The following is a 20030-nucleotide window of genomic DNA, read 5'->3' on the forward strand; positions in this document are numbered from 1 at the left end:
GCGCTTCGACTGTGCAATCAACCGGCGGAAGTTTCGCCGCCTGTGGACAGGATTTGTCGCGATCAGGCAACTCAGCAGGCGTACATCGCCAGCTTGCGCTGGATGAAATCCAGGAAGCACTGGATGCGCAGCGCCAACTGGGTGTTGCGGTAATACACCGCGTGGATCGGCTGACGGTAGCCATTGTTGGCCTCGCTCAGCAGCACCTGCAGGCGCCCTGTGCGGATATCTTCGTGGGTCATGAAGTGCGACAGGCTGACGATGCCCTCCCCGGCCAACGCCAGCTGGCGCAGGGTTTCGCCGCTGGAAGCAACCAACGCCGGGCGGATGCTCCAGCGATCGCCCTGAGCGTGGCGTAGCGGCCAGTGATTGAGCGACTCAGGTTGGCTGAAGCCGAGCAGACAGTGGTTGGCCAGGTCCTCGACCTGCCGTGGCGTGCCGTGCTGCTCCAGGTAGGCCGGACTGGCCAGCACCTGCACCGGACTGCAACCCAGGCTGCGCGCGTGCAGGCTGGAGTCGGCCAGCTCTCCGATGCGTATCGCCACATCAGTGCTCTGCTCCAGCAGGTCGATGATCAGGTCGTCGGTGTTGAGCTCCAGTTCGATGCCTGGGTACTGGCGGCGGAACTCGCCGATCCAGGGCAGGATGGCATGCAGCATGAACGGCGCAGCGGCATTGATGCGCAATCGCCCGGTCGGGGTCTGGCGGTTCATCGACAGACGCTCTTCCATCTCGTCCATCTGCTGCAGGATCAGCCGCGCGCGCTCAAGAAAGTAGCGCCCCTCTTCGGTAAGGTCCATGCGCCGGGTGGTGCGGTTGACCAGCGTGGTGCCCAGCTTGCCCTCCAGACGCGACAAGGTGCGGCTGACGGCAGACGGGGTCTGGCCCATCTGCTCGGCAGCAGCGGAAATCGAGCCGCAGTCGATGACGGCGACGAATACCTGGAGTTCTTCGGATCGGGTTTTCACATCAGGGCCTGTGGTTGGTCTGTGCAAGGATTAGATAACCGCTTGTCGAGGCCAAGTCCAGCAGCGCCTGTACGGGCCTCTTCGCGGGCTTGCCCGCTCCCCCAAGTACTGCAAAGTCCTTGAAACCTGCGTAATACCTGTGGGAGCGGGCAAGCCCGCGAAGAGGCCGGTACAGACATAAAATTACTGTGCCTTGCCAAACACCTTGTCCAGATGGGCCTCATAAGCTGCCAACGCCGCCGGCACATCCGGGCGCTTCATCACATCCACAGCCAGGAAGGTCGGCAGGCCGGTCATGCCCAGGAACTGGTTGGCCTTGTGGAACGGGAAGTACACGGCATCCACCCCTTTGCCTTCAAAGAAATCGCTGGGGTCATCGAACGCCTGCTGCGGCGCGTTCCAGGTCAGCGACAACATGTATTGCTTGCCGTGCACCAGACCACCGCTGCCGTATTTCTGCGAGTGGTCCGAACGGGTACGACCGTCATTGGCATACAGGCTGCCGTGACCGGCAGTGAACACCTCGTCGATGTACTTCTTCACGGTCCACGGCGCGCCCATCCACCAGCCGGGCATCTGATAGACCACCACATCGGCCCAGAGGAATTTCTCCACCTCTTCCTGGGCATCGTAGCCGCCGTCGATGAACGTCTGGCGCACATCGAAACCGGCGCGGTCCAGGTGAGCGATGGCCGCTTCGTGCAAGGTCGCGTTGAGGCGGCCTTCGGAGTGAGCGAACTGTTTACCACCATTGAGCAGAAGGATCTTTTTCATGCTGGCCTCCACGGCCGAATCAAAAATTGATGCCGGCAGGTTAGAGGCTCGCGGGGGCGGGATACAGCGATGACGGGGCAAAATACAATTGACCAGAAGTCACGAATTGGCAATGCATTATTGCCGTAGAATTGACTCACCACCCATCACCGAGTAGCGCCCCATGAGTGAGCCGTTCGCCTTTATCCTCAAAGCCAAGACCCGCCCGGAAATGGCTGATGCGTTCGAAAACCTGTTCCGTCCCTACGTCGAGCCAAGCCGCCAGGAACCCGGCTGCATCGAGTACCACATGCTGCGCGACCAGCAGGACCCAAGCCTGTTTGTGTTCTTCGAAGTGTGGGCCGACAAGGCCGCGCTGGACGTGCACTCGGCCCTCCCGCACATGGCTGCCTTCTTCGAAAAACGCATGGATTACCTGGAGCGCGATTTCGATATCCAGAGGGTCGACATGCTCAGCGCTTCGTCCGCTAGCCGTTGATCAGCAGGTGGCCGCCGAGGGCGGCCAGGCCGATGAAAAAGCAACGCTTGAACAGCAGCGCGCTGATCCGCTGACGCAGCCACTGGCCCGCCAGCATGCCGAGCAAGGCCGGCGCCAGCATCAGCAGCGACGCCCCCAGCGCCTGGCCACCCAAGGCATCCTGCCCGGCCAGGCCTAGGGCCAAGGCCAGGGTCGACACCGTGAACGACAGGCCCAGGGCCTGGATCATCTGCTCGCGGCTCAAGCCCAGGCTCTGCAGGTAAGGCACCGCTGGCATCACGAACACCCCGGTCGACGCCGTAACCACACCCGTGACCAGCCCGCAAAGCGGTCCCAGCCAGCGCTCGTGTCCCGGGGCTACCTGCAAGCCCGGGCCGACCAACCCATACAACGCATAGACCAGCAAGGCGCCCCCCAGCGCGTGCGCAGCCCAGGGGCCACTGTTGATTCCCAGCCAGGCGCTGCCCAGCAAGGTGCCGACAAGAATCAATGCCAGCATCGGCCCCAGGCGGACCAACAACCCTCGCAGGTGCCCGCCGCTGGCCAGCTGCCACAGGTTGGTGAGTGTCGAGGGCACGATCAACAACGCGGCAGCCTGCGCCGGTGGCATAGCCAGGCCCAACAGGCCCATGGCAATGGTCGGCAGGCCCAGGCCGATGACCCCCTTCACTGCGCCAGCCAGCAGAAAGGTCAGTACAACCAGCAACGAGAGTGCCGGGCCAATGTTCTGGTAGAAAGCAAGCAAGGTCGTCATGGGCCGATGATGCCGTGCCCCGGCCGACGTGAGAATCTGCCATATACTCAGCCAGCCTCTTGCCCGGACAGAGCCACATGCATTTCGACCTGATCGACCTCAAGCTGTTCCAGCACACCGTGGAGTGCGGCAACATTACCGCCGGCGCCGGCCGCAGCCATCTGTCGCTGCCAGCGGCCAGTGCGCGCATCCGCGCCATGGAAGCATCGCTGGGCATTCCCTTGCTTGAACGTAACCGCCGTGGCGTACAACCAACGCCGGCTGGCCAGGCATTGTTGCAACATGCACGGCTGATAACGCAGCAGGTCGAACGCCTGCAGTTCGACCTGGGCCAATACGCACAAGGGCAGCAAGGCCAGGTGCGCCTGCTGTGCAACACCGCTGCGCTGACCGAATACCTGCCCGAACTGCTGGCCAGCTATCTGGCTGAAAACCCGGGCGTCAGCGTGGATGTGCAAGAGCTGCCGAGTTTGCGCATCGTGCAGGCAATTACCCAAGGCGTGGCCGACCTGGGCATCGTGTCCACAGCCGCCCCCAGCGAGCACCTGCAGACCCGGCCGTTTCGAGACGACCCGCTGGTGCTGGTGACGCCACAGGGCCACCCCCTGGCCAGTGCGCTGGCGCCAAGCTTCGTCGACAGCCTGGCCCATGGCTATGTAGGCCTGGGGGCCGGCAGTGCATTGGGGTTGTACCTGGAAGAGCAAGCGCTGCACGAGGGGCAGCGCATGCAGGTTCGGGTGCGTGCGGAGGGGTTTGATGGGGTGATCCGCATGGTCGCGGGCGGGGCCGGAATCGGGGTGGTGCCGCTGGCAGCGGTGCTGCGTTGGCAAGGCATGCTGCCGTTGCACTGGGCGGCGCTGCAGGAGCCATGGGCCAACCGCCGGTTGCTGGTGTGCGCGCGGGATTTTGCGGCATTACCAGGCTATGCCGCAGAACTGGTAGCCACCTTTACCGGCTGATGCGCAAGGGCGCACACCACTGTCGAGGTAAACCGCCTGCCATAGCGCGGCCAGACACCTGGACGTCGAGCCCAGGCAACTGCGGCTCGGCCGTTGGGCCTATGGTGACCAGTCATTCAGCCAGTCACCAGGAGTTGTGCCATGTCCGATTTCATCACCGTCCTGCGCGAAACCTGCCCGACGCCGGTCGTGGACGCCACCAAGTGGAAGCGCATCGGCGGCGATCCGCACACCGTCAACCTCAATGCCTACCTGTCGGCCGACGGCAGCAAAATCATGGGCACCTGGATCTGCACCCCAGGCAAGTTCGAGGTCAACTACGATAAATGGGAGTTCTGCCACTTCCTCGATGGCTACTGCATCATCACCCCGGAAGGCGAAGAGCCGAAGCACCTGAAAGCGGGTGATGTGTTCGTGATCGAGCCAGGCATGAAAGGTACGTGGGAAGTGGTCGAGACTGTACGTAAGTATTTCGTCTTCGCCTGACTTGCAGGCGCGGGTTTACCTGCTAATGCGGCGGTGAGGCTTCTGTAGCATTCGCGGGTGAACCCGCTCCTACCACGGCCGCGCACTATCTGTAAGCGTGGACAAAAAAAATCGCGGAGCAGACGCCCTTCCCTCTGGTGCGCAGTTACAGAGGGAAGGCCACCTGGCCCGCGATGAAGTCCACCTCTTGCATCAATCCTTTTTGCGATAACCCTCGACGATGGCCGAGAAGTCCTTGCCACCCTCGCCTCGCAGGCTCATGGCCTGGTACAACTGCTGGGCCACGGCACCGAGAATCACCGGTTGGTGTGCCTGGCGTGCCGCTTCGGTGGCCAACCCCAGGTCCTTGAGCATGAGTTCGGCGCCAAAGCCACCGGTGTAGCCACGCGATGCCGGAGCGGTTTCGATGATGCCCGGCCACGGGTTGTAGGTGTCCGAGCTCCAGCAACGCCCGGTCGAACTATTGATGATGCCGGCCAGCACCTTGGTATCGATACCCAGCGCGTTACCCAGGGCCATGGCCTCGGACACGCCGATCATCGAAATGCCTAGCAGCAGGTTGTTGCAGATCTTGGCGATCTGGCCGGTACCGACTTCCCCGCAGTGCACGATGTTGCGGCCCATCTGCTCCAGTACCGGCTTGAGGCTGGCGAACAACTCGGTACTGGCGCCAACCATGAACGTCAGGGTGCCGGCCGCGGCGCCGCCAGTACCACCGGAAACCGGCGCATCCCCCATGTCCACACCTTTTGCCGCTGCGGCCTTGGACACATCACGTGCGGTCTGCGGGTCGATGGTGCTGCAGTCAACGGTCGGCGTGCCAGGACGAATGCCGGCCAGTACGCCGTCCTCGTTCAAGTAAACGCTACGCACATGGGCTGCGGCCGGCAGCATGGTGATCACCAGCTCGCTGTTGGCCGCCGCGTCCTTGGGCGAGGGGCTGATCTGCCCGCCCAGTTCTGCCAGCTCGGCCAGCACGGCCTTGTTCAGGTCGAACAGGTTCAGCTGATGCCCGGCCTTGATCAGGTTGCGGGCCATGGGCGCGCCCATGTTGCCCAGGCCGATGAATGCGATACGCATGACGTACTCCTTAGCGCAGGCTAATGGTGGTGTTCACACCGTCGTTGACGCTGTCGTCATCGAACCAGCGAGCAGTGACAGTCTTGGTCTGAGTGTAGAACTGCACCACTTGCTTGCCGTACGGCCCGAGGTCACCGAGCTTGGAACCCCGCGAACCGGTGAAGCTGAAGAACGGTACGGGTACCGGGATCGGGATGTTGATGCCGACCTGGCCAATATCAATTTCGCTCTGGAACTTGCGTGCTGCCGCGCCGCTCTGGGTGAACAGGCCGGTGCCGTTGCCGAACGGGTTGGCGTTGACCAGGGCGATGGCCTCGTCGAGCGTGTCGACTTCCAGGGTCACCAGCACCGGGCCGAAGATTTCCTGGGTATACACCTGCATGTCGGTCTTCACGCCCGAGAACAGGGTCGGGCCGACGAAGTTGCCTTGCTCATAGCCCGGTACCTTGACGTCACGGCCGTCGAGTTCCAGCTTGGCGCCTTCCTTGATACCGCTTTCGATCAGGCCCAGCACACGCTCCTTGGCACGCTTGGAAACCACCGGGCCAACGTCGGTGCCCGGCTCACAGCCAGCATTGACCTTGAGCTTGCTGGCAGCCTCCTTGATATCCGGCAACCATTCGCGGGCCTTGCCCACCAACACCGCCACCGAGGTGGCCATGCAGCGCTGGCCTGCCGCGCCGAAGGCAGCACCCACCAGCGCATTGATGGTTTGTGTGCGGTTGGCATCAGGCAATACCACCGCGTGGTTCTTGGCGCCCATCATTGACTGCACACGCTTGCCATGCTGGCTGCCAAGGTTGTAAACGTGCGTGCCGACTTCAGTAGAGCCCACGAAGGAAATCGCCTTGATGTCCTGGTGGGTGCAAATGGCATCCACCACCTGCTTGCCGCCGTGCACCACGTTCAGCACGCCGGCCGGTACGCCGGCTTCCAGCGCCAGCTCGACCAGAAGCATGGTCGACAGCGGGTCCTGCTCGGACGGTTTGAGCACGAAGGTGTTGCCGCAGACGATGGCCATGGGGAACATCCACAGCGGGATCATTGCCGGGAAGTTGAACGGGGTGATGCCAGCGCATACGCCGATCGGCTGGCGCAAGGTGTAGGTATCGACACCGCCGGCGACGTTCTCGGCGAATTCGCCCATCTGCAGGGTACCAATGGACGCAGCATGCTCGACCACTTCCAGGCCGCGGAAGATATCGCCTTCAGCGTCGGCCAGGGTCTTGCCCTGCTCGGCGCTGAGCACCTGGGCAATGCGTTTGGTGTGTTCGCGGATCAGCGCCTGCAGCTTGAGCATGATGCGCATGCGGGCGCCGATCGGGGTGTTACGCCAGGTCTGGAATGCGCGTTGCGCGGCGGCCACGGCTGCGTCGACTTCCTCGACGGTGGCGAACGGTACGCGCGCCAGCACCTCTTGGGTGGCCGGGTTGACGATGTCACGCCATTCGGTGGTTTGGGACTCGACCCACTGGCCGTCGATCAGCAGCTTGACCTGCTCGACCTTGGTGCTGTTTGGGGATTGCGGTGCGTTCATCTGCGTTCTCCTTGGAATTGTTGTCGGGACGAGATCGCCAGCGCCGGGCAAACGCGAGGTGGCGTCCTGAGGCTTGTTTCGAGTATAGATGTGCAAACATCCAACAAGAACGCACAAAAAAACCGGATCATCATGCAAAAAGACCTCACATCCCTGAGCGCGCTCAACTGGGACGATTTGAAGTTCTTCCTCGAAGTGGCCCGTACCCGCAAGGCCAGCAGTGCCGCCAAACGGCTGAGCGTGGACTACACCACAGTGTCGCGGCGCATCAGCTCGCTGGAGGGCGCGCTGGGCACCTTGCTGTTCGAAAAGTCACGGACCAACGGCTTTGTGCTGACCGCCGAAGGCCAGCGCCTGCTGGGCTATGCCGAATCGATCGAGAGCACGCTGCACATGGCTTGCGAGCAGGTGTCCGGGTCGGGGGTGGCGTTGTCGGGCCATGTGCGCATGGGCTGCACCGAGGGCTTTGGCAGCTTTTTCATCACGCCGCAGCTAAGCCACTTCGTCGACGCCTACCCGGCTATTTCGGTGGACATCCTGCCGCTGCCGCACTTCATCAGCCTGTCCAAGCGCGAGGCGGACATCGTCATTGCGCTGGAGCGGCCCGAGCATGGGCCTTATGTGTGCTGCAAGCTGTGCGACTACCGCCTGCGGCTGTATGCCACCCAGGGCTACCTGGACAGCCACGCGCCGATCCGCCAGGTGACGGATCTGGCCAAACACCCCTTCATCAGTTACGTGGATGACCTGGCGTTCAGCTCCGAGCTGCTGTACCTGGCCAACCTGATCCCCAACGCCAGCGCACATTTGCGCAGTACCAGCGTGATCGCGCAGTACACGGCAGCGTTGCAGGGGCGTGGGCTGGCGATATTGCCGTGCTTCCTCGCCGCGCAGGACCCGCGATTGGTCACGGTGTTGCCGGAGGAGATCGAGGTGACGAGGCAGTTCTGGATGTATTGCCGGGAGGATTTGCGCAAGTTGAAGCGCATTACCCTGCTGTGGGATTACATCCGCGGGGTGACCGAGGCGAATGCGCCGTTGTTGATGGGGCAAACCCGCGAGATGCGCTTTGCCCAGGACTGATGCGCCTGCGCATTTCCGAAGGCAACACAGCCCCTGTAGGAGCGTGCCCGCGAACACCGGCGAAGCCGGTGCCAGGCACCGCGTTGCCCACGCCTACAGGGGCTATGTGACTGCCCGAGCGGCGACGATCAGTAGGACGCTACCACGATGGACACCCGACGGTTCTCGGTACGCCCGGCGCTGGTGCGGTTGTCCGCCACCGGCTGGCTGCTACCCAGGCCACGGCTCTGAATGTTCTGTGCCTGCATGCCAATCCCCACCAGCGCCTTGGTCACGCTTTGCGCGCGGCGCTCGGACAGCTGCTGGTTATACGCCGCCTTGCCCGACGAGTCGGCATGCCCGTCCACCCGCACGCCCTGGATACCCACGCCCAGCAGCGCCTTGCCGATGCGCTCGACAATCGCCTGGCTCTGGCCGTTGAGGCTGTCCAGATCGCTGCCGAACAGCACTTTGCCAGACAAGTCGTAGGCCCAACCTTCATCGGTCGGGGTGAAACCTTCGCGCTTTAGCACGGCAATCTGTTCTGGGGTAAGGCCCTTTTGGGGTGCGCTCTGGCACCCCGTCAGCGCCAGCAGGGCGAGCAACAAGGCCCAAAGCGGAAAACGTAAAGCGTGCATCACGGGTTCAACTCCTGTTCCTGATTTCATTGGCGGACCGTTCCGTCTGCGCCACTTGCCAATGGCCACGGCATTCGCGCTTGGCCTGGTACATTGCCGCATCGGCGGCATTCAGAAGACTGGCGGGGTCAGCGCCGTCATCCGGGTAATAGGCAATACCGACACTCAGCGAGGTGGAAACACTGCGGCCACTGTCCAGTTGCACCGGCAGCCTCATGCTGGCAACGATCTTCTCGGCAATGTGTTCGGCATCCTTGCGCGTATGCAAAGGCGTCAACAACACGGCAAACTCGTCGCCCCCCAGGCGCGCCACCAGGTCTTGCTCGCGCAACTGGGCGCGCACACGTTCGGCCACGCTGATCAACACCTCGTCACCCACGGCGTGGCCGAGGGTGTCGTTGATCTGCTTGAAGTGGTCGCTGTCGAGGAACAGCACTGCCAGGTGGTCCTGCTGGCGGGCCGCATTTCGCACGCTGCGGCTCAGGCGCCCTTCAAAGAAGGCGCGGTTGGGCAAGCCGGTCAGGCTGTCGTGGCTGGCCTGATGGGCCAGGGTCTGGTTTTCGCTCTGCAGGTGGCTTTGCCACACCTCCAGTTCATCCAGCAGGGCATTGAAGTCGTTACCCAGCTCGTTCAGCTCGGCAATCGGCGCTTCTGGCACGCGCCGGTCGAAGCTGCGCTCGCGGCGGGCGGCATGGGCGACACTGGCCAGGCCACGCAGCGGGCGGGTGATATCGTTGAGCAGGCGCCGCGACAGATACTGGGCAGCCAAGGCGCTGAGGACCGTGCAGAACAAGATACCGGCCAAGCCACTGAGCAGGAACAGCAACAGGCTCCTGCCCTGGCCTGCCAGTTCGATATGCCCGACCTGCTGTTGCTGGTGCACGATCGGCAGAATGACCGGCTCATCCAGCAAGGCGCTGGCAACCTGCACCTCCAGCTGCGCGAGCATGCCGGTATTGTCGCGTTGCCAGTGCGCCAGTTGCTCGCCCTCGTTGTTGAAGACCTTGGCCTCGGCCACTTCTTCGGTACTGGCAATCAACGCCAGCGACTCATTGGCAGCGGCGCTGTCATCGAACACCACCGCCGCCTCTACCGTGTAGTTGATCGAGCGGGCGATCAACTGCAGGTTATGGTTGGCATAGACACGCAGGGCGAGCACGCCCAGCAGGGTGAGGGAGATACCCGCCAGGCCAACGGCAAGCAAGGCGACGCTGAGGTGGCCACGGCCCAGCACCGAGCGCAGGGTCGGGCGCACGGTACGCTTGCGGGTCGGCTTCATGGCTGCTCCGCCCGGCGCCGCGACAATTGCAGCACGCTGGGGTGAATGCGCACGCCAGAGCGTGCCACCGAGTCGAGATTGACTTCAAAGGCCACCTGCTGGTCGCTGACCCGCAGGCAGAACAGGCTGCCGACCGTGCATGGGTCATCCGCCTCGCTGATGCTCAGCACCGGGTGGCCGCCGATACGCTGGAACAGCCGATCGCGCTGGCCCTGGTCAAGCTTGCCAATGTAGAGGGCATCGCAGGCCTGGGCGACCTGGGTGTCTTCTGCCAGCAGGCGCCGCACCTGCAGCGGCCGGCCGGACTCCTGGACATGGCCCTTGATGAGATCGTCGGCGTACTCGGTCGGGCCGACCAGGCACAGGCGTAAAGGAGAAGGTTCGACGGGCCAGCGGGCGTAACTGAAGATACCCAGTACTACCTGGGTGACTGCCTTGGCGCGTTGCTGTGCCTGGGCGGCGGTTGTGCCGGGGTCTGCCCGGGCAGCGCCTGCAGAAAGGAGCAGGACGGCCAGCAATAGCGAAAGCGCACAGCTTGTCACTCGCCTTGCGGCCACGTTCATGTGGGAAATCCCTTGAAGCCCCTTCCGATATCGGCGCAACGATAGCACATGGCCGCTTTATTGTATGAGCATGCGGCCACGTGTAATGGGTTTCATGGCCCTAGACCTGCTCGAGCATCAACCCGGAAATACGCCGTACTTTGCGCGCCACCGCTTCTTCGAAAATGCCTTGGCGTGGCTCGACCAGACTGAAGCAATGCTTGGCCCGGGTGATGCCGGTGTACACCAGTTCCTTGGTCAGCACCGGGTTGAGCGCCTCCGGCAGCACCAGAGCAGTGTGGCTGAACTCCGAGCCCTGGGACTTGTGCACGGTCATGGCGAATACCGTCTCCACTTCGTTGAGCCGGCTCGGCAGAACGAATCGCACACCACCACTGCCGTCGTTGCGCGGGAAGGCCACGCGCAGCAGCGGCTGGCCATGCTCATCCGGCAGGCGCAGGGCAATACCGATGTCACCGTTCATCAGGCCAAGGCCGTAGTCGTTGCGGGTCACCAGCACCGGGCGCCCTTCGTACCAGGGCTGCTGGCTGTCGATCAGACCGGCATTGTGCAGCACTCGCGCCACCCGCTCGTTGAGGCCTTCGACACCCCAGGCGCCCCGGCGCACCGCGCACAGCAACTGGAAATCCTCGAAACTGCGCAACACCTTGCCCGCCCATTGCTCCCAGGCGGGGTCGTCAAAGGCGGTATCAAGTGCCGGCCGGTAACGGCCAAGGGTGCGCAGGTAGCTGCGGTAGCCTTGCGGTCCATCGGTACCGCGGTTCAGGCCGTCGAGTAACAGGCGGTCGAACGCACGATCCTGTTCGTGCTTGAGCGAAAGGCTGTGCACGTCGGCAGGCGGCGCGGCCAGCAGGTTGCGCGCCGCGTGAGCGTCCTGACGATTGACCAGTCTGGCCAGCTGGCCAATTCCGCTGCCTTCACCGAAACGCCGTGAAAAACGCAGCATCACCACCTGCTGGGCCAGCGGGTGACGCTGCTCATCGCCGGCCTTGAGGCCACTGCCGGCCAGCGACTCGCCACTGACCTGCTGAAGCCACGCTGCAGTCGCCGGCGAGTAAAAGCCCTCCTCAGCATCCCGGCACAGGTCACCCAGCACCGCGCCGGCCTCGACCGAGGCCAACTGGTCCTTGTCGCCCAGCAGCACCAGACGCGCCCGCGGCGGCAAGGCATCGAGCAGGTTGGCCATCATTTCCAGGTCGATCATCGACGCTTCGTCGACCACCAGCACGTCCAACGGCAACGGGTTGCCAGCATGATGGCGGAAGTGCCGCGAGCCCGGGCGGCTACCGAGCAGGCGATGCACGGTGCTGACTTCAGTGGGGATTTGCCCGCGTACTTCGGCGCTGACTTGCAGGCGCTCGACTTGCTGGCCAATGGATTCGGTCAGGCGCGCAGCGGCCTTGCCGGTCGGTGCAGCCAGGCGGATGCGCAGTGGCCTGCCCTGCTCCACTGCCGGCGCCTGCAGCAACGCCAGCAGGCGCACCACGGTGGTCGTCTTGCCGGTGCCGGGGCCGCCAGTGATGATGCTGAAACCGGCCCGGGTGGCCAAGGCGCAGGCGAGCTTCTGCCAGTCCACCTGGCCAGCTGGCGCGCCGCCCTCGAACAGTTGCGCCAGACGCTCTGGCAGGTCCGCAGGCGGTGCTTCGGCCTGACTCAGGCGCTGGCGCAGGGCCTGGTCGATGCGCCGCTCGTAACTCCAGTAACGGCGCAGGTAAAGGCGCTCGCCACTGCGTACCAGTGGCCGCGATTGCTGGCCAGGCGTATCACCTGCGGCCACCAGCGGGCTGGCGCTGATGCGCTGAAGCCAGGCATTCAAGTCAAGGTTGGCCAGCAGTTGCGATGGCAGTAGCAAAGGGCCGATAAGGGCGTCACCTTCCGGCGGCAACGACAGGGCGAAATCAGGCTCGGCCAAGGTTTGTTGCAGGTCGAGGCAGACATGTCCGTGCCCCAGTTGGTGGCTGGCCAGCGCCGCTGCCAGCAATAGCAAGGGATCACTGCCGGGGGCGCGCTCTTCCAGGAACGACACGAACGCGCGGTCCAGGGCTCGTAGCCAGCCCCGCTCAACCCAGCGGTCGAGTAATTGCAGCAGGTCAGCGCTGTTGTGCTGCGGTGCCAGTGCCAGCAGGTGCTCGGCGTGCAACGGGGTGGGCAACAGGTCGACAAGGCTTCGGCTCATGGCGCAACTCCGGCAAACAGGTCCTGCTGTACCGGCGCGTGCTCGCCACGGAACAGCGCATCGAGGCTTTCGATCAGCTCACGCGGTGGCTTGGCGTGGTACACGCCGTGGCCGCTGCTGCTGGCACCGCGCAGGAAGATGAACAGGGCGCCGCCAACATGGCGGTCATAATCGTAGTCCGCCAGCCGCGCGCGCAACTGGCGATGCAGGGCCAGCAGGTACAGCACATACTGCAGGTCGTAGCGGTGCTCAAGAATCGCCTTTTCCATGGCCATGGCATCGTAGGCCTGGATGTCCGCACCCAGCCAGTTGGACTTGTAGTCGGTCACGTAGTAACGCCCGTCCAGCTCGAACGCCAGGTCGATGAACCCTTTGAACATGCCGTTTAGCACGGTCGGCTGCGCAGCTGGGCGCGCCAGACCGGGGTGGGTGTGGCGTGCCACCAGGCGATCGAGTTGTTCTGCGTCGACCCGGTGGCTGGCGAACCAGAACTCCATTTCGATCTGGTAATGACGCAGCTGGCCCAGCGTTACGCTCTGGTCGCTGCCCGGCAGCGGCAACGCCTCGCTCAGCAAACGCTGCATCCAGTGGCTCAGGGTGGGGATCCAGCCTGCCCAGTCACGGCGGTTGCAGCGCTGGCCAACGGTGCGCTCGATCAGTTGAGGGTTAGCGCTGACCTCGCTGAAGCCCTCACGGCCTGCCCACTCCAGCAAACCATGGAGGAAGGTGCCGGGGTTAGGCCCCCGCGGGAAGCGATGGATATCGCCGCTGTCGGCCGGGACCTCGCGCAACACCTGGGCATCGGGCACCTCGTCATCCAGCAGTTGCTGTGCCTGCGAGCTGTCGGCGCCGAGGGTCTGATCGCCGACACGAAGGGCACTGTAGGAAGCGATCCACCAGTGCTCGGCAGCCGCATGGCGTGGCCTGCGTGCTGGCAGCAGCTCACGTTCGGCGTGTGGCATGCGATACATCTGCTCATCCGCCTGCGGCAGGCCTGGGCAAGTGATGTGCGGGCAACTTGCCGCCAAAGCCTGCAACCAGTCCGTCAGCTGCGCCGAGCCAGCCAAGGCAAGGCCGCCCCCCAGCAGGTAGCCAAACGCCGAGCGGTGCAGCTGCGAGCTCTTCAGATTACCGCGCTTGAGGTCGGCGACACCCAGCCAGCAAGCATGCTGGGCGCGGGTCAGGGCCACGTAGAGCAGGCGCAGGTCTTCGGCCAGGCGCTCGTCGTCAGCGCGCTCGATCTGCTCCTGGTCGGGTGTAAGGGTGACGTGGGCGTTACCTTCGCTGTCATGCCACGCCAGCGGCAGACGGCTACCATCCACCGGTTTGCTGGTGCAGATGAATGGCAGGTAGACCAAGGGATATTCCAGGCCCTTGGATTTGTGGATGGTCACCACCTTGACCAACTGTTCGTCGCTCTCCAAGCGCAGGATCTGCTCTTCACCGGCCTGCCCGGAACTAGCCAGATGCTCGGCCAGATGGCGGATAAGCGCCTGTTCGCCGTCCAGCTCGCCATCAGCCTGCTGCAGCAGCTCGGCCAGGTGCAGCAGGTTGGTCAGCACCCGCTCGCCATCACTGCGGCGGATCAGCGTGCGCGGTAGCTGGAAGTCATGCAGCAGGTGGCGCAACATCGGCAACACCCCTTGGCGCTGCCAGGTGTCGCGGTAAAGGCGAAAGCGCATCACCCAGCTCTCCCAGACCCGCTCGTCCTGGTTAAGCCGGTCCAGCGCAGCCAGCGACAGGCCCAGTGTAAGGCTGGCCAAAGCAGCCTTGAGCAGGCGCTCTGAGTCAGGCTCGGCGCAGGCCTTGAGCCAGGCCAGCAGGTCGTGGGCTTCCTGGGCGGCAAACACCGAGTCCTTGTCGGACAGGTAGACGCTGCGCACCTCGCGTGCGGCCAGTTCGGCGCGGACCATCTGCGCCTCATGGCCATCGCGCACCAGGATGGCGATGTCCGAGGGCAAGCAGGCACGCAATTCGCCTTCGGCATTCTGGAAGCCCGCCGTGCCCTGCTGGCCGCCATTGAGCAAGGCCACAATATGGCTGGCGCAACTGGCGGCCATTTGCTGGCGGTAGACGCTGCTGGAGACTGGCTCTTCACTTTCCAGCTGCCAGCATTGCAGGGCTGCACTGACTTCACCGTCAATCAGCAGCTGTTCGCCACGCCCCTTGGCGCGCACTTCGATGAATGGCAGCGGGTTGTCATCGGCCTCGCGGAACAGGAATGCACCCCGCCCCGCTTCACGCGCCTCGGCCTGCAGGAACACCTGATTGACCGCCGCCACCATGGCTTTGCTGGAGCGGTAGTTGGTGTCCAGGCTGTGCAGGCGGCCGCTGGTAGCGCGTCGCGCGGCAAGGTAGGTGTAGATGTCGGCACCCCGGAAGGCGTAGATCGCCTGCTTGGGGTCGCCGATCATGAACAGGCCGGTTTCTGCGCGATTTTCGCTGATCTGGTAGATGCGCTCGAAAATGCCGTACTGAACCGGGTCGGTGTCCTGGAATTCGTCGATCAGCGCTACCGGGAACTGCTCACGAATCAGGCTGGCCAGGCGCTCGCCGGCCTCGCTGGCGAGCGCGTGCTGCAAGCGCACGAGCATGTCGTCGAAGCCCATTTCTGCACGCCGGCGCTTCTCCACTTCGAAACGCGCCGATACCCAACTGGCGGCGTGCTCGAGCAGCGGGGCATCCGGGCTGTCCAGTGCCTGCAGTTGCTGCTGCAAGTGCTGCATGGCGTTGAGGGCTGGGTGCTCGGGAGGTTCTCCCTTCCAGGCCTCGGCCATGCCCGCCGGGGTCAGCCGGGTAAAGCCGGTGCCCAAGTCGAGCTCTACCAGTTGCTCATCGCTGGCCCAAGCGCAGAGCTTGTCGAACCAGGGCTCGAAGTAACGGGCTTGCATCTTGCGGCCGTCGACCTGTTTGGCGGCCAGCGCATCGCGGCAGATTTGCCGCAGTTCCTCGGCCCACTGTGCCCACGGCGCCTTGATCCGGGCCAACTGTGCACCCCGTTGCTGCAGCGATGCCTGGATCAATGCGGCGGGCTCTGGCCCATTCTGCTGGGCGCGCACACGGCCGAACAGTGGGCGAATGCGCGGCAGCAAGGCGTCGGGGCTCCCCCAGTTGCCGCGCACCCAGGCCAGTGCGTCCCCTTGCATCCCATAGCAGAAGCGCCGCCAGTAATCGCGCATGACCTGGCCCAACAACTCGCTGTGGTCGGTTTCCAGGGTCTGGGTGAACAGGCTGCCGCTGTCGAAGGCATGCTCGCGCAGCATGCGCTGGCACCAGCCATGGATGGTCGATACCGCAGCCTCGTCCATCCACTGCACGGCGATTTCCAACCGGCCGGCGCAACGCGGCCAGTTCTCTTGTGGGTAATCGTTACGCAGTTGGTGCAACAGTGGATCGGCGCCTTCCAGTTCGCCACGGAAGAACCTTGCGGCTTCAGCCAGGCGGGCGCGGATACGCTCGCGCAGCTCTTTGGTGGCGGCGTCGGTGAAGGTCACCACGAGGATCTGCGGTGGCAGCAGCTCGCGCTCGAAGCCCTGTTCGCCACCGTGACCGAGGATCAGGCGCAGGTACAGCGCCGAAATGGTGAAGGTCTTGCCCGTGCCGGCGCTGGCCTCGATCAGCTGGCTACCGTGCAGGGGGAAACTCAGTGCCAAAGGACGGTCCTGGGTCATGCGCCTTTCTCCGGGTTGCCCAAGGTCTGCCAAGGGGCGGTGAACAACGGGCGATACAAGGTTTCGCACCAGCCTTCAAACGTTTCGTCAGCGGTGAGTGCTGCAAAGTCCCGGAACTGGCGGGCCAAGGCAATGCTTTCACTCCGTTCGCCAAAGCTGGTGCGTTCGTCGCCTTCGTAGGCGCGAGCTGCTGCGGCCATGGCTTTATCAGCATCGTCCTGGGCCAACCAGGCGAACGCGGTCTTGGCCGCGACTGGCAACGGCGCGTTCATTGCCGCCTGACGGGCCACCAACAGGTCGCCCAGCAGTTGCGCGGCCTGCGCTTGCGGCAGCGGTGCAAGCAACAGGGTCAGGTCACTGGCTACCAATGCACTGTTATAGGGGTAGCCCGCCGCACAGGCCGCCAGGTGCGTAACCCAGGGCGCGATAAGGCGGTGCCACTTGAGGTTGTTGCGCCCGGCACTGATGGTGCTGGGTACTGTGGTGATGCTGAGAAGGCTCTGATCTTCCGCCTGGAACACCCGGCCCAGCCAGCCCTCAAGTCGGTGCTGACCGTGCTCGAAATGCACTGGCAAAGCGCCCTCGACCAGCTGTGGCCAGCGTTGCAGCAATTGCTGGTGACGTTGCAGCAGGTCCGGCAGCGGTTCGATCAACTCGTTTTGCAGCAGTTCGCCGAAACCGGCTAGCGGCAGCAAACCGCAGGCCTGCAGGCGTCGGGCCTGGGCGCGCAAGGCTTGTTCGGCATTGTCCGGTTCGGCCAAGGCGGCGCCAAGCAGGCTTTCACTGGCGCCGTAGCGTTGCAGGGTATCGAGGACGAAGGGCTCTTCGTCCGGGGTCGGCGCTTCCAGCGCCTCAAAGTACACCTTCAAGCGCTGGCTGAAGAAGTGCCGTACCGGGTGGCGCAAGAAGTCATTCAGCTGGTGCAGACTCAGGGCTTCAGCGTCCTGATAAGGCGGCAAGCCCGGCTCGCTCTGCGCGTCTGTCTCACCCTGCTGGTGCAGCACCTGCCATTCATGGGCATAGCTGAACAGTGGGCTGCCCTTCTGGAAGTACCGAGGGCTGAACGGCTGCAGCGGGTGCTCCTGGGTCAGTGCGTGCAACAGTTGCTCGCCCGGTCTCGCGGGCTGGCCCTGCTGCGCGTCGGCCAAATGCCAGCCCGCAGCGATGTGATCGCGCAACTGGCCGATCAGCACCGAGGCCGGGCGTTCGCTATTGTCGCGGATACTGCGCCCGACCCAGCTGACATACAGTTGGTCACGTGCTGACAGTAGCGCTTCAAGTAACAGGTAACGGTCGTCTTCGCGGCGTGAGCGGTCGCCGGGGCGATAGTCGCTGGCCATCAGGTCGAAGTCCAGCGGTGGCTGCGCACGCGGGTAATCGCCATCGTTCATGCCCAGCAGGCAGACCACCCTGAAGGGGATCGCGCGCATGGGCATGAGTGTGCAGAAGTTGACCGAGCCGGCGAGGAAACGTTGCGACAGCTTGCCCTGATCGAGGCCCGACAGCCAGGCTTCACGCACCACGGTCAGCGGTAGCGGGTCGTGCAGGCCGACGGTCTCGCACACCTCAAGCCAGCTATCGCGCAGATCCTGCAACTGCATCAACAGGAATTCATCACCCTCGTCCTCGGCGAGGAAGAACACGTGCAGCAAGGCATGCAGTCGTTCGCCCCACTGGCTGACGGTGGCAGGCTCGGACAGGGCCTGGCAGGCGACTTCGAGCGCATCGAGCAACGCGACCAGCGGGCCGATCAGTGCCGCGTCCAGGCCACCGATTTCATCGTAGGGTTCAATGCCATCACAGGCCTCACCCACCCCCACGGCATAACCCAACAGCATGCGGCGCAGGCCGAAACGCCAACTGTTCTGTTCGAGCCCGGCGGGCAAGCCCAGGCTCGCCCGCTGCTCGGCGTCAAGGCCCCAACGGATGCCAGCGCCCTCGATCCAGCGGTGCAGCGTGGGCAGGTCGTTTTCGCGGATGCCGAAGCGGGCGCGGACTGCCGGCACGTCCAGCAGGTCGAGCACTTCGCTGACCGCGAAGCGGCTGTCAGGCAGTTTGAGCAGGTGCTCAAGCGCGATCAGCAAAGGCTCGCGACCACGCTGGCCCTGGTCTGTCAGGGTGAACGGGATGTAGCGTGGATCGTTACGCTGCAACTGGCCGAAGACGGCGCGGATATGCGGCGCGTAAGTGTCGATGTCCGGCAGCATGACGATCACGTCGCGCGGGCGCAAAGTCGGGTCGGCGCTGAAGCGGGCCAACAGCTGGTCGTGGAGGATCTCCACTTCACGTTGCGGGCTGTGCGCGATATGGAAGCGGATCGAGCGGTCTTTTGTGGTGTCGACTGCCGGCCACCGTTCGCGGCTCTCGGCGAGCGGGCGCAATTCCAGGATGTCGTCCTGCAGTTCGTTGAGCAGCGTGGTGGGCGAACCGTCGCTGAACAGGTCGATGCGGCCGTCGCTGAACACGCCCTGGTAGCTGCCCGGGTCATCATAGCTGTCGAGCAGGTTGATGTAGTCGCGGCCTTGTTTACCCCAGGCTGCGAGCAACGGGTGGGCATGCTGGTGCAGCGTCTGGTCGTCCAGTTGCAGGGGCATGCCTTGCTTGCGTTGCTGGCGTTTGTACTGGTGGCGCAGCAGGTCCTTGTCGGCAACGATATCGGCCCAGTGGTGGCGGCATGGGTTGTGTACGCACAGCAATACCTGACTGAAACGCGACAGGCCTGCCAGTGCTTCCAGGGCCTGGGCCGGCAGCGAAGAGATACCGAACACGATCACCCTCGGTGGCAGCCCTGCAGGCACCTGCTCCAGGCTGTTGATGCGCTCGATGAAACGTTGGTGTACCCCGGCGCGGCTTTGCGCCATGCCTTGCTCGCCAACATCCTCCAGCAATGCTCGCCACAACTCGGCTTGCCAGCGGTTGCCTGGCGGCAGAACTTTGCGCTCGCCGCGGGCCGTGTTGATGACGTGCTCACCAGTGGCCCAGTCCTTGAGCCAATCGGCGCGGTAGACCTGGTACTGGTCGAACAGGTCGGCCAAGCGCTCGGCGAGCTGGTAGCGCTTGCGCAAGTCACTGTCATCGGTGAGGAAGCGCCGCAGTGGCTCGAAATGCGGGCGCTCGATGAGTGCTGGCAAAAGGCGCATCAGGCGCCAGGTCAGGGGTGCCTTGTCGAGCAGAGACACTTCGGGGATTTCGCTACGGCCAAGCACGCTGCGGTAGAGCTGCCACATAAAGCTACCGGGCAGTTGTACATCGATTGCAGCAGCGATGCCGCAGCCGCCCAGGTCATCTTCCAGCGGATCTTCAGCCAGGGCCAGCTTGAGCCATTGGGCGATGCCATTGCTTTGCACCAGGGCAATTTCGTTTTCCAGAGGCGCCAGCGGGTAGCGACGCATCCAGCTCACTACCAGGCTACGCAAGTCGTCGAGGCGGTTGCCGTGGACGATCATGAAGCCAGGGTGGAGATGGGCGGTGTTGAGCATCGGAAGGTCTCTGGAGGCGCTGATGGCTGAGAGGGGAACGATATCACGCGTACAGGAAACGGCCGAATGCCATCAGGCCGCGAGAGCGGGCGTCCCCGCTCCCGCAGTGATTCGCGCAGGTCGAGT

At 63.9% G+C, this 20030-nt stretch carries 15 protein-coding genes; 4 read left to right on the forward strand and 11 right to left on the reverse strand.

Annotated elements, in window-relative coordinates; genetic code table 11:
- Positions 1–71 precede the first annotated feature (71 nt).
- Together N5D53_RS24225 and N5D53_RS24230 are read right to left on the reverse strand one after the other, a co-directional pair.
- Positions 72–968: a LysR family transcriptional regulator gene (locus N5D53_RS24225; protein ID WP_020193399.1), complete on the reverse strand. Its 897-nt coding sequence runs from the start codon at positions 966–968 to the stop codon at positions 72–74.
- Positions 969–1151: 183 nt separating this feature from the next.
- The gene (locus N5D53_RS24230) at positions 1152–1742 is read right to left on the reverse strand and encodes an NAD(P)H-dependent oxidoreductase (protein ID WP_049587100.1); all 591 of its coding nucleotides are present in this window, start codon (positions 1740–1742) and stop codon (positions 1152–1154) included.
- A gap of 163 nt (positions 1743–1905) precedes the next feature.
- Here N5D53_RS24230 and N5D53_RS24235 point away from each other — a divergent pair, with 163 nt between their 5' ends.
- Positions 1906–2220, forward strand: a complete 315-nt coding sequence (locus tag N5D53_RS24235) for a putative quinol monooxygenase (protein ID WP_003251589.1) — start codon at positions 1906–1908, stop codon at positions 2218–2220.
- Here N5D53_RS24235 and N5D53_RS24240 read toward each other — a convergent pair.
- The gene (locus tag N5D53_RS24240) at positions 2210–2974 is read right to left on the reverse strand and encodes a sulfite exporter TauE/SafE family protein (protein WP_274142473.1); all 765 of its coding nucleotides are present in this window, start codon (positions 2972–2974) and stop codon (positions 2210–2212) included. The genes N5D53_RS24235 and N5D53_RS24240 overlap by 11 nt on opposite strands.
- 77 nt (positions 2975–3051) lie before the next feature.
- Between N5D53_RS24240 and N5D53_RS24245 the strand changes: the two genes are divergently transcribed.
- Together N5D53_RS24245 and N5D53_RS24250 are read left to right on the forward strand one after the other, a co-directional pair.
- The gene (locus N5D53_RS24245; protein WP_274142470.1) at positions 3052–3933 is read left to right on the forward strand and encodes a LysR substrate-binding domain-containing protein; all 882 of its coding nucleotides are present in this window, start codon (positions 3052–3054) and stop codon (positions 3931–3933) included.
- A gap of 141 nt (positions 3934–4074) precedes the next feature.
- A complete protein-coding gene (locus tag N5D53_RS24250; RefSeq protein ID WP_003251579.1) occupies positions 4075–4419 on the forward strand; it encodes a cupin domain-containing protein in 345 nt (114 codons plus the stop codon).
- A 192-nt stretch (positions 4420–4611) separates the two neighbouring features.
- Here the strand turns inward: N5D53_RS24250 and mmsB are convergent, their stop codons facing one another.
- Both mmsB and N5D53_RS24260 read right to left on the reverse strand, forming a co-directional pair.
- On the reverse strand, positions 4612–5499 hold the full coding sequence (gene mmsB, locus N5D53_RS24255; RefSeq protein WP_010955321.1) for a 3-hydroxyisobutyrate dehydrogenase: 888 nt from the start codon (positions 5497–5499) through the stop codon (positions 4612–4614).
- A 10-nt stretch (positions 5500–5509) separates the two neighbouring features.
- Positions 5510–7036: a CoA-acylating methylmalonate-semialdehyde dehydrogenase gene (locus N5D53_RS24260; RefSeq protein ID WP_279840975.1), complete on the reverse strand. Its 1527-nt coding sequence runs from the start codon at positions 7034–7036 to the stop codon at positions 5510–5512.
- Positions 7037–7168: 132 nt separating this feature from the next.
- On the opposite strand from N5D53_RS24260, the gene N5D53_RS24265 reads away from it, so the two are divergent.
- On the forward strand, positions 7169–8119 hold the full coding sequence (locus N5D53_RS24265) for a LysR family transcriptional regulator (RefSeq protein WP_010955323.1): 951 nt from the start codon (positions 7169–7171) through the stop codon (positions 8117–8119).
- 128 nt (positions 8120–8247) lie between these two features.
- Here the strand turns inward: N5D53_RS24265 and N5D53_RS24270 are convergent, their stop codons facing one another.
- The 6 genes from N5D53_RS24270 to recC form a co-directional block, all read right to left on the reverse strand.
- On the reverse strand, positions 8248–8739 hold the full coding sequence (locus tag N5D53_RS24270) for an OmpA family protein (protein ID WP_190869980.1): 492 nt from the start codon (positions 8737–8739) through the stop codon (positions 8248–8250).
- Between the two features lie 4 nt (positions 8740–8743).
- Positions 8744–10015, reverse strand: coding sequence for a diguanylate cyclase (locus tag N5D53_RS24275; RefSeq protein WP_266023190.1), 1272 nt, complete (start codon positions 10013–10015; stop codon positions 8744–8746).
- Entirely contained in the window at positions 10012–10578 is a 567-nt protein-coding gene (locus N5D53_RS24280; RefSeq protein WP_014859459.1) for a YfiR family protein, read from the reverse strand. The genes N5D53_RS24275 and N5D53_RS24280 overlap by 4 nt, the downstream gene beginning before the upstream one ends.
- 100 nt (positions 10579–10678) lie before the next feature.
- Positions 10679–12754: an exodeoxyribonuclease V subunit alpha gene (recD, locus tag N5D53_RS24285; RefSeq protein ID WP_104962574.1), complete on the reverse strand. Its 2076-nt coding sequence runs from the start codon at positions 12752–12754 to the stop codon at positions 10679–10681.
- Positions 12751–16425: an exodeoxyribonuclease V subunit beta gene (recB, locus tag N5D53_RS24290; protein WP_190869979.1), complete on the reverse strand. Its 3675-nt coding sequence runs from the start codon at positions 16423–16425 to the stop codon at positions 12751–12753. The genes recD and recB overlap by 4 nt, the downstream gene beginning before the upstream one ends.
- On the reverse strand, positions 16422–19904 hold the full coding sequence (gene recC / locus N5D53_RS24295; RefSeq protein ID WP_190869978.1) for an exodeoxyribonuclease V subunit gamma: 3483 nt from the start codon (positions 19902–19904) through the stop codon (positions 16422–16424). The genes recB and recC overlap by 4 nt, the downstream gene beginning before the upstream one ends.
- Between the last annotated feature and the right edge of the window lie 126 nt (positions 19905–20030).

The organism is Pseudomonas sp. GD03862 (assembly GCF_029840855.1).
Classification (GTDB): Bacteria; Pseudomonadota; Gammaproteobacteria; order Pseudomonadales; family Pseudomonadaceae; genus Aquipseudomonas; species Aquipseudomonas alloputida.

Coding starts and splice junctions, on each gene's coding strand:
- N5D53_RS24230 (WP_049587100.1), bottom strand. CDS start 1,742: ATGAAAAAGATCCTTCTGCTCAATGGTGGTAAACAGTTCGCTCACTCC.
- N5D53_RS24235 (WP_003251589.1), top strand. CDS start 1,906: ATGAGTGAGCCGTTCGCCTTTATCCTCAAAGCCAAGACCCGCCCGGAA.
- N5D53_RS24240 (WP_274142473.1), bottom strand. CDS start 2,974: ATGACGACCTTGCTTGCTTTCTACCAGAACATTGGCCCGGCACTCTCG.
- N5D53_RS24245 (WP_274142470.1), top strand. CDS start 3,052: ATGCATTTCGACCTGATCGACCTCAAGCTGTTCCAGCACACCGTGGAG.
- N5D53_RS24250 (WP_003251579.1), top strand. CDS start 4,075: ATGTCCGATTTCATCACCGTCCTGCGCGAAACCTGCCCGACGCCGGTC.
- mmsB (WP_010955321.1), bottom strand. CDS start 5,499: ATGCGTATCGCATTCATCGGCCTGGGCAACATGGGCGCGCCCATGGCC.
- N5D53_RS24260 (WP_279840975.1), bottom strand. CDS start 7,036: ATGAACGCACCGCAATCCCCAAACAGCACCAAGGTCGAGCAGGTCAAG.
- N5D53_RS24265 (WP_010955323.1), top strand. CDS start 7,169: ATGCAAAAAGACCTCACATCCCTGAGCGCGCTCAACTGGGACGATTTG.
- N5D53_RS24275 (WP_266023190.1), bottom strand. CDS start 10,015: ATGAAGCCGACCCGCAAGCGTACCGTGCGCCCGACCCTGCGCTCGGTG.
- N5D53_RS24280 (WP_014859459.1), bottom strand. CDS start 10,578: ATGAACGTGGCCGCAAGGCGAGTGACAAGCTGTGCGCTTTCGCTATTG.
- recD (WP_104962574.1), bottom strand. CDS start 12,754: ATGAGCCGAAGCCTTGTCGACCTGTTGCCCACCCCGTTGCACGCCGAG.
- recB (WP_190869979.1), bottom strand. CDS start 16,425: ATGACCCAGGACCGTCCTTTGGCACTGAGTTTCCCCCTGCACGGTAGC.
- recC (WP_190869978.1), bottom strand. CDS start 19,904: ATGCTCAACACCGCCCATCTCCACCCTGGCTTCATGATCGTCCACGGC.